12 protein-coding genes are annotated in these 14,985 nt (G+C 69.9%); 7 read left to right on the forward strand and 5 right to left on the reverse strand.

Annotation, left to right across the window (positions count from 1 at the left end; translation table 11 throughout):
• The first annotated feature begins 20 nt into the window (after window positions 1-20).
• Window positions 21-989, forward strand: coding sequence for a hypothetical protein (locus ACOQPP_RS03080; protein WP_420635861.1), 969 nt, complete (start codon window positions 21-23; stop codon window positions 987-989).
• A gap of 31 nt (window positions 990-1,020) precedes the next feature.
• On the opposite strand, the gene ACOQPP_RS03085 is transcribed toward ACOQPP_RS03080, so the two are convergent.
• The 5 genes from ACOQPP_RS03085 to ACOQPP_RS03105 form a co-directional block, all read right to left on the reverse strand.
• A complete protein-coding gene (locus ACOQPP_RS03085; RefSeq protein ID WP_419165713.1) occupies window positions 1,021-2,805 on the reverse strand; it encodes a hypothetical protein in 1,785 nt (594 codons plus the stop codon).
• A gap of 4 nt (window positions 2,806-2,809) precedes the next feature.
• Window positions 2,810-4,477 carry a formate--tetrahydrofolate ligase gene (locus ACOQPP_RS03090; protein ID WP_419165714.1) on the reverse strand — a complete coding sequence of 556 codons (1,668 nt, stop codon included), beginning with the start codon at window positions 4,475-4,477 and terminating at the stop codon, window positions 2,810-2,812.
• A 152-nt stretch (window positions 4,478-4,629) separates the two neighbouring features.
• Window positions 4,630-6,336 carry a sodium:solute symporter family transporter gene (locus ACOQPP_RS03095; protein WP_419165715.1) on the reverse strand — a complete coding sequence of 569 codons (1,707 nt, stop codon included), beginning with the start codon at window positions 6,334-6,336 and terminating at the stop codon, window positions 4,630-4,632.
• Entirely contained in the window at window positions 6,333-6,461 is a 129-nt protein-coding gene (locus ACOQPP_RS03100; protein ID WP_419165716.1) for a hypothetical protein, read from the reverse strand. The genes ACOQPP_RS03095 and ACOQPP_RS03100 overlap by 4 nt, the downstream gene beginning before the upstream one ends.
• Window positions 6,458-9,133, reverse strand: a complete 2,676-nt coding sequence (locus ACOQPP_RS03105) for a PIG-L family deacetylase (protein ID WP_419165717.1) — start codon at window positions 9,131-9,133, stop codon at window positions 6,458-6,460. Before ACOQPP_RS03105 ends, ACOQPP_RS03100 begins: the two co-directional genes overlap by 4 nt.
• A 283-nt stretch (window positions 9,134-9,416) precedes the next feature.
• Between ACOQPP_RS03105 and ACOQPP_RS03110 the strand changes: the two genes are divergently transcribed.
• From ACOQPP_RS03110 to ACOQPP_RS03135, 6 genes are read left to right on the forward strand one after another with little or no spacing between them, the layout of a single operon-like run.
• The gene (locus ACOQPP_RS03110) at window positions 9,417-10,118 is read left to right on the forward strand and encodes a hypothetical protein (RefSeq protein ID WP_419165718.1); all 702 of its coding nucleotides are present in this window, start codon (window positions 9,417-9,419) and stop codon (window positions 10,116-10,118) included.
• Window positions 10,119-10,135: 17 nt separating this feature from the next.
• Window positions 10,136-11,146: a hypothetical protein gene (locus tag ACOQPP_RS03115; RefSeq protein WP_419165719.1), complete on the forward strand. Its 1,011-nt coding sequence runs from the start codon at window positions 10,136-10,138 to the stop codon at window positions 11,144-11,146.
• Window positions 11,143-11,529 carry a YybH family protein gene (locus tag ACOQPP_RS03120; RefSeq protein ID WP_419165720.1) on the forward strand — a complete coding sequence of 129 codons (387 nt, stop codon included), beginning with the start codon at window positions 11,143-11,145 and terminating at the stop codon, window positions 11,527-11,529. The genes ACOQPP_RS03115 and ACOQPP_RS03120 overlap by 4 nt, the downstream gene beginning before the upstream one ends.
• Window positions 11,530-11,582: 53 nt before the next feature.
• Window positions 11,583-11,963 carry a cupin domain-containing protein gene (locus ACOQPP_RS03125; RefSeq protein ID WP_419165721.1) on the forward strand — a complete coding sequence of 127 codons (381 nt, stop codon included), beginning with the start codon at window positions 11,583-11,585 and terminating at the stop codon, window positions 11,961-11,963.
• Between the two features lie 11 nt (window positions 11,964-11,974).
• Window positions 11,975-12,754: an SDR family oxidoreductase gene (locus ACOQPP_RS03130; RefSeq protein WP_419165819.1), complete on the forward strand. Its 780-nt coding sequence runs from the start codon at window positions 11,975-11,977 to the stop codon at window positions 12,752-12,754.
• Window positions 12,754-14,943, forward strand: coding sequence for a multicopper oxidase family protein (locus ACOQPP_RS03135; protein WP_419165722.1), 2,190 nt, complete (start codon window positions 12,754-12,756; stop codon window positions 14,941-14,943). The genes ACOQPP_RS03130 and ACOQPP_RS03135 overlap by 1 nt, the downstream gene beginning before the upstream one ends.
• The last annotated feature ends 42 nt before the right edge of the window (window positions 14,944-14,985 follow it).

Here is a 14,985-nt window from a genome sequence, read left to right on the forward strand (position 1 = left end):
CTTCCACGGGAGTCACAGCCATGTCCGGTTTTTCCAGAGCCATCGCCGTCTTCGGGGGTCTGTTCACGCTCATCGCGGCCTCCGGCGGTCCCGCCGGCGATTCGTCCGGCCACACCACGACTCAGGTCGGGACAGCGCAGCCGCGGCTTGCGGCGGCGATCCCGCGAACGGACCCCGGGCGCCTGGAGACTCGACGGATTCGGGGTCACCTGCTCGACGTCGAACGTGCGCTGAGGGGGAGGGCGACGGGCGCTCTTACCGAGGCGCAGCGGGAGAGACGGAACGCGGCCCTGCACTGGCTGCGCGAGTACCGGGAACGGGGGAGCTTCCCGCACAACCATACGCATGCCGGCGGCCGGGTACCTGTCTTTGTCGACGAACACGGGACGCCGTGCGCGGTGGCCTACCTGCTTCAAAGGTCCGGCCGGGAGAATCTCGTCACGGAGATCGCGGACGCGGACAACAATGTGTACGCATGGGAGCTCGCGGGCGACGCACGCTTCTCCGAATGGCTGGATGAGACCGGTCTCACGCTGGAGGAAGCGGCGAGGATCCAGCCCGGCTACGCCGACGGGTGCTTGTGCCCCAGGGATGACGCGTCCAATACCTGGCGATACGTCGCCCCGCTGTCCGCGGGGTCGGCCCTCGTCAGTCACCTGGCGAGACCCGAGGGGTGGGCGAGACCCGTGGTTGGCGCACTTAACGGGGCCTTCGCCGTGGCGCACGCGGGCTTTGTGTGGCACGCGGTGAATGAGTGGGAAGAGTCGAGCATCGGGGCCGAGCTCTCGGCTGCCGCCAACACCGCGTTGGCGTTCGCGTCCGCCCTTACGGCGTGGAGTCTGTTGCGATCGCGCCCGGATGAGCCTTCCGCATCTGGAGTCGGGGCGCAGACCCTGAGCGCGATGAAGTCACGGGGCCCGCGGCTTCTTGCCCCCGAAGCGGCCTGGGTCGGCGGGAGCCTGGGCCTGCAGGTGCGCCTGGTACACTGAGTCGGGCGGCCGCTCGGGCCGGGGAGGCGCGCTACGCCCGCTCTTCGACGAGCTGGATGAGGCGGCGCAGGCCGAGGCCCTCCGGACCCCCGACCCGAACCCGCAGCGTCCGGCGCTCCCGCTCGGCAAGAGCCCCGAGGTCCCCGAGCGCCTGCGCGCGGATGAGTCGCCGGAAGGTGAAGTCGGATTCGGGCACGTGGACATGCGCGCCCGCGTCGTCGACGAGCTGCAGGAAGACACCGTTGTCGGCGCCCCCCTTGTGCAGCTGGCCGGTCGAGTGGAGGAATCGCGGACCGTAGCCCAGCGTCGTGGCCGCGCCCGTGGTCCCGGCCAGCGCCGCACGCAGGGCCGCGAGCAGATCGTCCTCCTCTTCGCCGCCCGCGAGATACGCCTGCACGGCGATGTAGTCCGTGGGCTCCACCTCGTCGAGGAAGTCGTGTACCCGGGTGCGGATCCCGTCCACGTCGGGCGGCGGCGGGTTGCGGGGCGGGGCGTGACCGAAGCGTGGCAGTTCCCAGACAAGGTCCACCGTCTCGTCGGCCTCAGTGTCGGCGTCGGGGTCGGCCTCGGCGTCGACCTCGGAATCGGTGTCCGGGTCGTCCGGACGCGTCCCGTCCGACGGCGCTTCACCCGCCATGGCGCGGCGCGCGAGGCGCTTGGCGAGCTGGACGTCGGGCTGGTTGAAGGGGTGGATGCCGAGGATTGACCCCGCCGTGGCCACCCCCACCTCCCAGACGAAGAAGAGGGCGCCCAGCTCCCCGGGCTGTTCGAGGCGCATGCGCACGACCGGGTGACCGGCCTCCTCGAGCGCGTCGAGCCGAGCCGGCGTCTCGTCGGCGTCGCCCCATTGCTCCGCCTCGCGGGCCGCCTCTCCCGCGAGGATGAGGCCGACGAAGACGCGGTCATCCCCGTACGCGGCCGGATCCCGGGGCGGTTCGTCGATGATCGGGATGATGCCGCGGCCATCCTTGCCGAGACTCTCGGCCACGAGTTGCTCCGCCCAGTCGGGGAACGCCGCCCAGTCCGGGCTCGCCTCGAAGGTGAGCTTGTCCCGCCCCGCTAGCGCGAGTTCGCCCAGCGCCGCCCCGAGCAGGAAGCCCGGATTGTGGCGGATGTCGTCCCTGCACGCGTCCGCGGCCACGACGGCTTCATCGAGGAGCGCCGGAAGATCGGCCGCCGCGAGCGCGGCCGGGACGAGACCGAACGGGCCGAGGGCGGAGTAACGGCCGCCCACATCCGGGGGCGCCTCGAACACCGCCCGGAACCCGCGCTCGCGAGCGAGTTCGGCGAGAGGCGAGCCCGGATCCGTGATCGCGACGAAATGTTCGCCGGGATCCTCAACGACCTCGGCGGTCCGCGACCAGAAGTGGCTGAAGAGCGAGAGCGTCTCGATGGTCGTACCCGACTTGCTGGACACGACGAAGAGCGTGTTCGCGGGACGCAGCCAGTCGAGGTCGCGGATCGCCCCCGGGTGCGTGGTGTCGACGAGCGTGAGCGGCAGCCCTTCGCCCGGCATGATCCGGGAGATCACCTCCGGGGCGAGGCTGGAGCCCCCCATGCCGAGCAGGACGAGGTCGGTGAACCAGAAGGGCACGCTCGCCCGCAGTGCCTCGATCGGGCCGAGTGCCCCGGGCGACGTCTCCGGGAGGTCGAGCCAGCCGAGCCGGTCGGCCAGTTCGGGCGTCTCCGGGTCCGACGACCACAGGGTGGCGTCCCTCCGCCAGAGGCGCGCGACGGCGTCCTGCTCGGCCCACTCCCGGAGCCGGCGCTCCACATCCTCCCCGTGACGCCCCGGCGACAGCTCGATCTCGATCATGTCGTCAGAAGAGCCCGACCACGCTCCCGTCCTCGACGATCCGGATGCCTTCGGCGGCAGGCACCCGCGGGAGCCCCGGCATCGTCATCACGGTGCCCGCCCGCGCGACGACGAAACCGGCGCCCGCCGAGGGCCGCACGTCCTGCACCGTGATGCGGAAGCCGGTGGGGCGCCCCAGCCGGCTCGGGTCATCGCTCAGGCTGTTTGGCGTCTTGGCGATGCACACGGGCGTATCCCCAAGTCCCGCCGCTTCGAGTTGGCCTATGTCCTTCGCGGCGCGCGCGGTGTAGTCGACGCCGTCGGCCCCGTACACCTTCGTCGCGATGGCCTCGATCTTGTCCCGGACCGGCGCCTCGGCGTCGTACCTGGGCCGATACCCGCCCGAGCCCGCCTCCAGCGCCCCCAGAACGGCGCGGGCCAGGTCCTCGCACCCCTCCCCGCCACGCGCGTGACCCTCCGAGCGGGCGTAGCGCACGCCCAGTGGCTCGCACGCCTCCGCCACGGCCGCGATCTCCTCCTCGGAATCGGTCCCGAACACGTTGATCGCGACCACGGGCTCGATTCCGAAGCCCCGCACATTCTCCACGTGCGCGCCGAGGTTAACGAGCCCTCTGCGGACGGCCCCCGCATCGGGCGTCGAGAGCGCCGACCGGTCTCCGCCGCCGTGCAGCTTGAGCGCCCGGATGGTGGCCACGAGCACCGTGGCCTCGGGGTTGAGCCCGCCGATGCGGCACTTGATGTGGAAGAACTTCTCCGCCCCCAGATCCGACCCGAAGCCGGCCTCCGTGATCACGACATCGCCGAACGCCAGCCCGGCCCGCGTCGCCATGAGGGAGTTGCAGCCGTGGGCGATGTTGGCGAAGGGTCCGCCGTGCACGAAGGCCGGGGTCCCCTCGAGCGTCTGGACGAGGTTGGGCCCGATCGCCTCGCGCAGGAGGAGCGTCATCGCCCCGGCCACGTTCAGTTCGCGCGCCCGCACCGGCTCGCCGCCGTAGTCGTATCCGACGATGATGCGGCTCAGCCGCTCCTCCAGGTCCTCCAGGCTGGCGGCGAGACAGAAGATCGCCATCACCTCCGAGGCGGCGGTGATCATGAAGCCGTCCTCGCGCGGGACCCCGTTGATCCGGCCCCCGAGCCCGACGACGATGTTCCGCAGCGCCCTGTCGTTCATGTCCACGGCGCGGCGCCACGTGATCTGGCGCGGGTCGATCCCGAGCCTGTTCCCCTGCTGCAGGTGGTTGTCGAGCGCGGCGGAGAGGAGCGCGTGGGCCGATGTGATCGCGTGCAGGTCACCGGTGAAGTGGAGGTTGATGTCCGACATCGGGATCACCTGCGAATACCCTCCGCCCGCGGCGCCGCCCTTGACGCCGAACACGGGCCCCAGGCTCGGCTCGCGGATGCAGAGGACGGAGTTCGCCCCTACGCGACGCAGGCCGTCGGCGAGACCGACCGAGACGGTCGTCTTGCCCTCGCCGGCGGCCGTCGGCGTGATCCCCGTGACGAGGACGAGCCGGCCCGAGCCGGGTTCGCGCGAGAAGATGGACTCCGGCCGGACCTTCGCCTTGTAGTGGCCGTAGGGCACCAGTTCCTCGAGGTCCAGTCCGATCCTCGCCCCGATCTCTGCGATCGGCCGGGGGGTGGCGGCTTCCGCGATCTGTACGTCGGTGAGCATCCGTACCGTCCAATCGGTTGCTGTAGCTTGATCCCGCTCCGAGGAGGATCGGACGCGGAGTTTTCGACCGCAGACTCTACCGCGCGCGTCGCGTCGGCAAAAGCGCCGGCGAGAATCGCGGCCCGTTCGGGTCCGGCTTTTCCCGCGGACCGCTACCCGGCGGCGGACTCCGTCCGTCCCTGATCGGAGGGCCGGGCAGGGAGGCTGACCAGACTCCCGACGAGGAGGACAATCGCGGTCCCGACGACGTTGTACCATAGCCACGCGATATCCGTGAACCGGGACACCGCGAGCACCGAACAAATGGCGAATATCAAACCGTAGAAGGCCCCCGCCGCCGTCGCGCGCCTCACGAGGAAGGCGAGCAGGAAGACCCCGAGCAGAGACCCGTAGAAGATCGAGCCCACCTCGTTGACCGCCTCGACGAGAGACCCGAGTTGGCCGACGTAGAGCGCGAACAGGACGGCGAACCCGCCCCACGCGAGCGTCGCGAGTCGGGATACGAGGAGATAATGGGCATCGCTGCCGTCCGGCTTGAAGTGTCGCCGGTAGAAGTCGATGACCGTGGCGCTCGACAGCGCGGTGAGTTCCGAGTCGAGCGACGACATCGCGGCCGCGAAGATGACGGCGATGAGGAGACCGAGGATCCCGGCCGGCACATACGTGATCAGATAGGACGGAAAGACATAGTTCACATCGTTGGACGAGGCCCCGCGTACTTCGGCGACCAGTGTCTTGGATTCCTCGCGCAGACGTTCGAGTTCGTCGTCGTAGGCGGCGATCCGCCGTTGGGGGGAAGCGAGAGCGTTCCCGCTTCGCCGGGCCTCCAGCAGTTCAAACGTCGCGGCGCGGCGGAGTTCGTGCGTCCTTTCGTGCGCCGCCTCCAGCCCGGCGAACTCGTCCCTCCGTTCGCTCTCCTCCACCACGGCGACCTCGGCCGAGTTGAAGACCAGCGGCGGCCGCTCGAAGTGATAGAAGACATAGAGCAGCACCCCGATCGCGAGGATGAAGATCTGCATCGGGACCTTGACGAACGCGTTGAATATGAGAGACAGTCGACTCTGCCGAAGTGAACTGGCGGTGAGATAGCGCTGGACCTGGCTCTGATCCGTTCCGAAGTAACCGAGCGCGAGGAAGAGTCCGCCGATGAGCCCGGACCACAGCGTGTAGCGGTCCGTCGGATCCCACGACAGGTCGATGCTCTTCCACATCTCGTGGATGCCCCCGATATAGGCCACGTCGGCCACGCCGACTCCCTCCGGAAGCGTCGCGAACAGTACCGCCAGCGCGATTCCTATACCCGCGAACATCACCAGCATCTGTATGACGTCCGTCCAGATGACCGCGGTGATCCCGCCCATGATCGTGTAGGCGACCGTGATCACTCCCATGACCAGGATCGTCACGCGTTCGTCCCAGCCCATGATGACGGAGAGGACGATGGCCGGGGCGTAGAGCACGATTCCCGCCGACAGTCCGCGCGACATCAGAAACAGGAAGCTGGTCATCGAGCGGGTCTTCGCGTCGAAGCGCCGCTCGAGGTATTCGTAGGCCGTATAGATCTTCGATCGGTGGAAGAAGGGGACGAACAGGACGCAGAGGACGACCATCGCGATCGGCTGGCCCAGATAGAACTGGACGAACTCCATGCCGTCGTCGAACGCCTGCCCGGTCGTCCCGATATAGGTGATGGCACTCGCCTGCGTCGCCATCACGGAGAGACCGATGGCGCCCCAACCCATGCGGCGATTGGCGAGGAAGAAGCCCTCGACGCCCCGGTTGCGTCGGCTCTGGTACCAGGCGAACGCGACCACGGCCCCGAAGTAGACCGTAAAGACCAGCCAGTCGACTGCGCTCACGGCACGCTGAAGTCGAGCAGTCGCGTGACGAGATAGAGGACGACGATGAGCGCGAACGTATAGGCGATGACCGACACATAGAGGGCGCGCCAGCTGCGAAAGATGCCGATGCGGTCGTCCTTCACGGCGCGGTGATCTCCCGCCAGCGGCGCCCGTCGAGCGAGATCAGGTTCGCCCACAGACGAAAGGCGCCCGGGACGCCGGCCCGCAACTGTCGAAAGAAGGACAGCGACGTGTGGATGTACAGACCGCGGCCGACCGGCGCGGCGAGGAGGCTGCCGCGCCGGGGAGGTTCGCCCGGGTCGGCCATTTCGAGCAGCACCTGGTATTGTGGATCCCATTCGGAGGGGAAGTAGAGGCCGCGTTCCTGGACCCAGCCCTCGAAGTCACCCGGGCCGAGACGGTTGGGCTCCAGGAGGAGGGGCGCCGCCTCGTCGAGGAGGGTGACCGGCGCGCCCTCCCGCGTCACGCGCGGGGCGGGTCTCCCGATCGTGATCGGATACGGCGCGTAGGCGCCCCGGTTGAACTCGTAGCGATTGTACTGGACGACCGCGGTGCCGCCGCGCTCGACCCAGTCCAGCAGTGCCGCGTTCGCCGCGATCAGATCCTCGCGCACCTCGTAGGCGCGGACGCCGAGCACGATCGTGTCGAACCGGTCGAGCCGTTCGGCCTCCCAGTCGCCGGGTTCGATCAACTCGACGTCGAGCCCGAGCTGCCGGATCGCCTCGGGACCGGCATCTCCCGAGCCCATCACATAACCCACCCGCCGGTCGGCGACCCGAACGGGGAAGCGAACGATGCGCATCGCGGGATCGGAGGCCAGCAGCCTCGGCTCGATGTGTGGATAGTCGATGATCGTCGCGTGGAGCGCCGCGTCCTCTCCCCGTTCCGTGCGGAGTCGGGGTCGCGCGAGGAACTCGCCCTCGTCGGCCCCGGCGGGCGGCTCGACCGAGAAGCTCACGCCCTGGACGCTCCCTTCGCCGGGCAGCTCGAACCGCACCCGTTTCGGCGTCGCCCGCCACCCCGCCGGAAGCTCGAGTTCCACCTCTCCCGATACCGGATCCGGGGCGTGGCTCTCGAGTCGGAACGCGATGTCGCGCGCCCCCCCACGATCCGTCGGCCAGATCATCGTCCCCGTCTCCGGCTCGACGGACATCCGCGGAGCCACCAGCACCGGGCGCCAGAACTCCCCGGTGACGCCGTCCACGCCCCGGAATCGCACCGGGTCCTCGATCTCGACGCGGAGACGTTCTCCCCCGGTCGACAGGGTGGCGGCCATGCGGCCGCGAAGGGACGGAGGGCGGAAGGGGAGGGCCCGGATCTCGGGCTCCTCCGGCCATTGGTACAGGTCGCCGTCGCGCGCGAGGTCGAGAAACCACGGGGAGGTGGGCCGAGCGTCCTCCGGCGCCGTCACGGCGTAGCGCCACAATGCGAGTTCACCCGCCGCGATCCGGGTGGCGGCGGCGGGGTCCCGCACCGTGTCCGCCTCCCGGAAGAAGCGCGCGAATGTTCCGAGATCGTCGGGCTCCGCCTCCGCCTCCGGGCCGAGCCCCTCGACAATCCACCCGGCGGGCGCCTCGATGAGCGGCGGGTCGAGTTCGATGGCGGTGCCCGCGCCGCTCCACACCCGCGCCTCGACGAGGACGGTCTGGCCCGGGACGAGGACATCGTCGCGCGCCCGGAGTTCCATGCGCACCCCGGTCAGGGCGAGGATCGCCCGCTGCAGCAGCAGGGCGCGCCGGTCGAGTTCGCGGCGCACTTCCCGCTCGGGGTCCGCCGGGGCCATGTCGCGCAGGGTGTCCAGCCGCCGCAGCGCGTCGGCCAGCGGTGGCAGCGCCGCTGCGGGACGGGTCGCGACCAGCGTCTCCGCGGCCCAGCGGACCGCCTGCCGGTACGCCCGGATCTCCGCCTCGCCGGCTGCTCCGAGGTCGGCGGCCAGCGCCGCCAGCGTCGTATCGACCCCGGCCAGCAGGGGCGCGTCGGCCTCGGCCCCGACGCGCGATGCCACGAGCGACAGGCGGGTGGAGCGGGGTCCGGGGGGCAGGGCCGTCCCGAAGTCCTGGGACCGGTGCTGGCTGCGGCTCGCCATCGCGACCTGATGGTGCGAGAGGCCCAGCAGAGGGTCTAGAGTGCCGGTCTCGATCCCGATCGCGGTGGCGCCGGGTTCGAAGAGCGGACGGCGGTACAGTTTCAGCGGCGCCCACGGCTGCACCCCCTCCGCGAGTTGTTCCGGGAAACGCGCCGTGTCGCCCGCGGCCTCGAAGGCCTCGTGCGCCAGCATCCCCGAAACCTGGTGATGTCCGTGCCCGTCGCTCGCGGTCCCGCTCCACATGGTGACGAGCACATGGGGACGGAAGTGCCGGATCGTCCACACGAGGTCGGAGAGGACGCGTTCACGCTCCCACTTGGAGAAGGTCTCTTCGGCGGACTTGGAGTAGCCGAAGTCGAACGCGCGGCCGAAGTACTGCCGCGCTCCGTCGATGGCTCGAGCGGCCAGAAGTTCGCCGGAGCGGATGATGCCGAGTCCCTCGCCGAGTTCCGTCCCGATGAGGTTTTGGCCGCCTTCGCCCCGCGTGAACGAGAAATAGGCGGCCTCGACGCCCCAGCCGCGAGCGAGCGTCGTGAGGAGCGCGGTGTCCTCGTCATCGGGGTGGGCCGCGACGACGAGTACCCGCTTCACGCCGTCCACCTGCCGCAGGATGAGGCCGGCTTCGATCGCGCCCGGCAGCCGGGATCCCTGCGCGTGTGCGAGCGTCGGAAGGAGGCCGCAGGCCGCGGAGGCGATCAGGGCGCACATCACTCGGGGTCGCATGGACGGGAAGCTAAGGTCGGGGCGGGGGCCACGGTACTCGTCGCTGCGAGCCGTCTTCGCCCGGCCCGACACCTCGTCCGCCCGAGAGGGTCGAAGATGGGCGCGCCGGAAAAGCCCGGACGCCCCGTGGGCGGCCCCCACTCCATCAATAAATTGAGTGGAACAGTTGACTTGGAGGAACGAGGGTTGGAGTTTGCCACAGATGATCATACTCCACGCCGGCCGCGTCCATACGGGACGCGTGCCATGCCAAGGAAAGGGAGACAGCATGAGCACCCTGAATGAGACCGTCATGCAGTTCATAGAGAAAGAACTCGGGAATGACCCCGGGGTGAAGAACGCGACCCTGTTCGCGGGCGCCTGTGCGATCGACGGGAGCATCGAGGATCTCACTGCGAGACAGTTTCACGCCAAGTATCCGCTGCAGGTGAAGCGTCGGATGGCCGCGTCGGCGGCCGCCGAGCAGGAGCCCCCTCCCGAGCCGCAAGCTGCTCCCGCGCCCGCCCCCGCGGCGGCCCCCGCCCCCGCGTCGGCCCCCGCCCCCGCGTCGGGCGAGGACGTCATGGAGTTCGTGGTGCGCACTCTCGATGAGAATCCCGACGTCAAGAACGCGGAGTTGTTCGCGGGCGCCTGCGAGATCGATGCCTCCATCGCGGAACTCTCCCCCAGACAGTTCCACGCAAAGTACCCCCTGCAAGTGAAGCGACGGTTGGCGAGGGCCGAGGCCGAGGCGCGGGCCGCGGCGGCTCCGGCGGCTCCGGCAGCCCCGGCCGAGGAGGCGCCGCCGGCCGAGGAGGCCGCCGTGGCCGAGATCCCTTCCGTGGGGGAGGGCGATCCAATGGCAGTGCGCGGCCTGCTGCTGGATCTGGCCCTTGAACTCGCGAACGCGGGGAGCCAGGCGGAGACGATCGAAGTCATGGCGCGGCTGGACGTCTATGTGGCCCACATAATGGAGGCGGCTCGAAGCTGAGCGACATCGACCGGCCCATGTCCGGCGGCCGGTCTCCTTCACCCAGGATCTCGAGGGCCCGGCGCACCCGCGTCGGGCTCTCGTTATTCGTCGCGGTCGCGATCGGGTTCGCGGGCGCCGCTCCGGCGGCGGGACAGTTGCGGCGCGACGGACTCGTGCAGGGCGTCGGTGCGGCGCGTGCCGGCGATGCGCTGATCGGCGTCGGCGTGACGCGCGTCAGCAACGCGGCGTTCCCCCTGGGTGGATTGCGGGGAGACCTTACCTCCGCGCCCGTGGTCCACGCCATCTGGGCGGTCGGACCGCGAGTCGTGTTCCAGGTACGGGGGGCCGCCCGGCAGGTCCTGTCCATCGAGGCGCGTGACCGGCCGGCGGCGCTGGAACTCGACCCGGTGGTCCGGGAGGGGACGACCCGGGACGTGGGCGACTTCGAGCTGGCGGTTTCCTTCGCGCCCCTCGGGGGGCCGATGGGCTTCTCGGCGGGCGGCCACCTCGGTGTGAAGCTCCCGAACTCCGACGAGACCCGGGGGATCGGCCCCAATACGACCGACGTCACGGTCGCGGCCCTGTTTTCCTGGGTCTCTGCCCGCTGGCGCGCTACGGGATGGTTCGGGGTCGGCATCCTGGAGGCGCCCACGCGGTCGTTCGAGCAGAACGATGTCTTCGCGTACGCCTTCGAGTCTCTGTGGCGGGTGGGTCCGAACTGGGGGCTCTCCCTCGGGACCCGCGGGCGGGCCAGTACGAGGCGGGTCTCGCCCATCGGAGCGGGCGACCTCGGAGAAGTCCGGGCGAGCGTCGAGTGGCGGCGTGGAAAGCTCGCGATCGACGCCGGCCTCGGGCACGGGTACTCGGAAATGAGCGGAGACTGGAGCCTTCGCGCCGGCGTCGCCTGGGTGCTCGGCGGCGGGGTCTGGCAACCCGTGGCGAAACGTGGCTACGTTCGCGACGATGTCCGCACTGCCGCCGGTCTGGTGCCCCTGGGATGCGGGGTCCGGGTCGCGAGAGTATCCGACGAAGGTCCATGCATGTGAGCGAAGCCATGATCCGCCGGATGTCGGCCGACCGGGCGGCGAGGATCCGCCGTCTGGAGCTGGACGCGATGGTGACCGCGTTCTACGCGGACGACGCCACGCTCATGCCGTCGGGCGGTGCGACGGTGAGGGGCCTCGACGCGATCCGCGATTTCTGGCTGACGGCCCCCGAGCGCGGCCTCGTCGGGCTCACGATCGAAGCGCGCGAGGTGCAGGCCTCCGGCGACCTTGGCTACGAGATCGGCCGCTTCAACCGCACGCTGCGCCCACCCCATGGCGCGCTGCTCCAGGAACACGGGAAGTACCTTGTCATCTATCGGGCGGGATCCGATGGCGTCTGGAAGGCCGTCGCGGAGATATTCAACAGCGACTCGCGGGGGTGAGCGTCGCCGACGAATGCCGGCACCGGCACACAACCACTCGAAGAGGAGAGAACATGAGCGAGGCGAAAGCCCGGCTGTTCAAGTGGAAGGAACTGCCCTGGGAGCCTGTGACCACGCAGTTGGGACGCCGTATGGTCACGGGGGAACGGGCCATGATCGCGCAGGTCCTGCTCGAGAAGGGCGCGGTCGTCCCCACGCACTCCCATGAGAACGAACAGTTCACCTATATCCTGGAAGGCGCGCTTCACTTCTGGCTGGGCGAGGACGGGAGCGACGAGGTCGTCGTGAACGCCGGAGAGGTTCTCCATATTCCATCTCACGTTCCGCACAAGGCGCTGGCGCTCGAGAAGACACTGGACCTCGATATCTTCTGTCCCCCGCGAGCGGACTGGCTCGACGGGACGGACAGCTACTTCCACGACGCGGACGACTGATCGACTTCGGAATCGAGGGCCGCGTCGCCCTCGTCGCCGCCTCTTCGCAGGGGCTCGGCCGGGCCGTGGCGGAGGAACTGGCTGCCGAGGGCACACATCTGGTCATGTGCGCGCGCGGACAGGAGGCGCTGGCGGAGGCCGTCGCCTCGGCCGACCGGCGGGGTCCGGGGGAGGTGCTGGGGATCCCCGCCGACCTCTCCGATCCCGCCCAGGTGGCCGCGCTCGCCGACGCGGCGCTCGAGCGGTTCGGGCGCGTCGATATCCTCGTGAACAATGCCGGCGGACCGCCGGCGGGCCCGTTCGAGGCGCACGATGCGGCGGCCTGGCAGGCCGCCGTCCGGCTCAATCTCGAGAGCGCGCTGCAACTGACCCGCGCGGTGCTTCCCGGCATGAAGGAGCGCGGGTGGGGGCGGATCCTCAACATCACCTCCGTCGCGGTGAAGGAACCCGTCGACGGCCTCATCCTCTCGAACAGCGTGCGCGCCGCCGTGACCGGCTTCGCGAAGTCGCTCGCGAACGAAGTCGCGGCCTTCGGCGTGACGGTCAACAACGTGCTCCCGGGTTTCACGCGCACCGCGCGGCTGGATCAACTGGCCCGCGTACGCGCCGAAGCCGGCGGAATGTCGATGGAAGAGGTGGAGGCGGGGTGGAACGCGGCGATCCCCGCAGGGCGTCTCGGTGAAGCGCGCGAATTCGCCGCGGTCGTCGCGTTCCTCGCGTCGGAGCGGGCCGGCTACGTGACGGGGGTGTCCATCGCCGTGGACGGGGGTCGCACCCGGGCCCTCTACTGATGCGGAGCGCGACCGCCGCGTTGTGGCTCCGGGTCGGGGCGGCGGTGCCCGGGCTGGCCACCGGGGCGGCGGCCGCGCAGGAGGCCGCGCCGTGCACGCCCGACGAGGCGGGAGCGGTAGTGGCGAGCCCGGACCTGTACTGCATGACGCTCCTCCCCACGGCGCGAGTCCCCGCCGCCACCGGTTCGGTCGAACTCCGCCGCCCGGCGGGTCCGTTCTCCATGGCGGTGACGCCGGACGGGCGGCTGCTCTACGACGCGGTGATCACGACCGACCTGCCGCCGCCTGCGACGCTCGGTCCGTACGACCGGTACGTCGCCTGGGCGTCCACGCAGGTCCTGTCGCCCATCGAGCCCCTCGGCGAAGTGCCGGCGAGCGGGCGCGTCGCCGTCGGGCAGGTCGGCTTCAACAAGTTCATCATCCTCATCACGGCCGAGGCGACCGTGGGCGACGAACCGGCGGGGCCGTACGTCCTGCGGGCGCAGTCGCCGTCGAACCGAATGCAGCCCGCCGACTTCCTCGAGTTCGCGCTCGGCGCCTCGAGGATCGACCCGGACGTGCCGCTGCCCGGTGATCCCGCCGCCGTCGGCCACGCCGGCCACGCGATGTCGCCGGATGACCCGTGGGCCGACGTGCCGATGCCGGAGGGCGTGATGATGCTTCCCTCGCTCATGCAACTGCGGCCGGACGTGGAGGCCTGGCTTCCGGGCGACGGCTGGGAGGGCGAGATCGTCAACGCGCGGCCGCGCGAGCTGATCGAACTCCGGGACGGCGACTCCCTGGAACTCGACGCGGTCTACGTGCGGCGGCGGGTCGGGAACCGCGAACTCCTCGGCTACGGCTTCAACGGGCAGATCCCCGGACCCCTCCTCTGGGTCCCCGAGGACGCGACCGTGACGATCGACTTCACGAACCGAATCGACTGGCCGACCGCGATCCACTGGCACGGCCTCCGCCTCGACAACGCCTCCGACGGCGTGCCGGGCGTCACGCAGGACCCGATCGAGCCCGGAGAGACGTTCCGCTACACCGTGCGCTTCCCGGACCCGGGCCTGTACTGGTATCACCCTCATCACCGGGAAGAGGTGCAGCAGGACCTGGGGCTGGCCGGCAACCTCATGGTCCGCTCGGGAGATCCCGACTATTACGGCCCCGTCCATGTCGAGGAGATCGTCATGCTCGACGACCTCCTCCTGGGCGAGCACGGGCTCGTCCCCTTCGGTCTCGAGCGGGCCACGCACGCGCTCATGGGCCGCTTCGGCAACACGATGCTCGTGAACGGCGAGCCCGACTACGAGTTGAGCGTGCCGCGCGGCGCCGTCGTGCGCTTCTTCTTCACCAACGCGTCGAACACGCGGACCTTCAACCTCTCGTTCGATGGGGCGCCGATGAAGCTGGTCGGCGCGGACATCGGGAACTTCGAGCGGGAGGCGTGGGTCGAGAGCGTCGTCATCGCGCCGGCCGAGCGCTACATCGTCCACGTCGCCTTCCCCGAGAGCGGGGAATACCGGCTGTTGAACGGGGTCCAGGGGATCGACCACGTCGGCGGGAGCTTCTTCCCGGAAGAGGACGTGCTCGGCGTGGTCCGGGTCGGGCCCGAGGCCGCGACGCCCGACCTCGCCGCGGCCTTCTCGGTGCTGCGCGAGGACGCCCGGGCGCGAGAGGAGATCGCGCCCTATCGCCCGCTCTTCGACGGTCCGATCGAGAAGATGCTCGAACTCGACATGACGGTGCGCGACCTGCCCCTCGTCGTCGAACGTCTGATGCAGGTGGACTCGGCGTACTTCCACCCCATCGAGTGGTCGGGCACGATGCCGATGATGAACCTCATGGCGACGCCCGAGAACGTCTCGTGGACGCTCCGCGAACCCGCCACGGGACGCGAGAACGAGGCCATCGAGTGGACCTTCCGGGTGGGGGATGTCGTCAAGCTCAGGATCCGGAGCCGCCGCGAAACGCTGCACCAGATGCAGCACCCGATCCACATCCACGGCCAGCGGTTTCTCGTGCTGGCGACGAACGGCGTCGCGAGCGAGAACCTGGCGTGGAAGGACACGGCGGTCGTCCCCGTGGGCGGCGCGCTCGACATCCTGCTCGAACTCTCGAACCCGGGGCGCTGGATGCTGCACTGCCATATCGCGGAGCACCTCGAAGCGGGCATGAAGATGGTGTTCACGGTGGAGCCGTGACCCGCTCGCCCGCTTCCTGCCGCCGGCGGAGACCCCGGGCGT

The sequence above is a fragment of the Candidatus Palauibacter sp. genome (genome assembly GCF_965222475.1).
Lineage (GTDB): Bacteria > Gemmatimonadota > Gemmatimonadetes > Palauibacterales > Palauibacteraceae > Palauibacter.

Bases quoted from the DNA above. Each gene is read 5' to 3' on its own strand.
- ACOQPP_RS03115 (WP_419165719.1), top strand. From the start codon at position 10,136: ATGTCCGGCGGCCGGTCTCCTTCACCCAGGATCTCGAGGGCCCGGCGC.
- ACOQPP_RS03090 (WP_419165714.1), bottom strand. From the start codon at position 4,477: ATGCTCACCGACGTACAGATCGCGGAAGCCGCCACCCCCCGGCCGATC.
- ACOQPP_RS03105 (WP_419165717.1), bottom strand. From the start codon at position 9,133: ATGTGCGCCCTGATCGCCTCCGCGGCCTGCGGCCTCCTTCCGACGCTC.
- ACOQPP_RS03110 (WP_419165718.1), top strand. From the start codon at position 9,417: ATGAGCACCCTGAATGAGACCGTCATGCAGTTCATAGAGAAAGAACTC.
- ACOQPP_RS03080 (WP_420635861.1), top strand. From the start codon at position 21: ATGTCCGGTTTTTCCAGAGCCATCGCCGTCTTCGGGGGTCTGTTCACG.
- ACOQPP_RS03125 (WP_419165721.1), top strand. From the start codon at position 11,583: ATGAGCGAGGCGAAAGCCCGGCTGTTCAAGTGGAAGGAACTGCCCTGG.
- ACOQPP_RS03135 (WP_419165722.1), top strand. From the start codon at position 12,754: ATGCGGAGCGCGACCGCCGCGTTGTGGCTCCGGGTCGGGGCGGCGGTG.
- ACOQPP_RS03085 (WP_419165713.1), bottom strand. From the start codon at position 2,805: ATGATCGAGATCGAGCTGTCGCCGGGGCGTCACGGGGAGGATGTGGAG.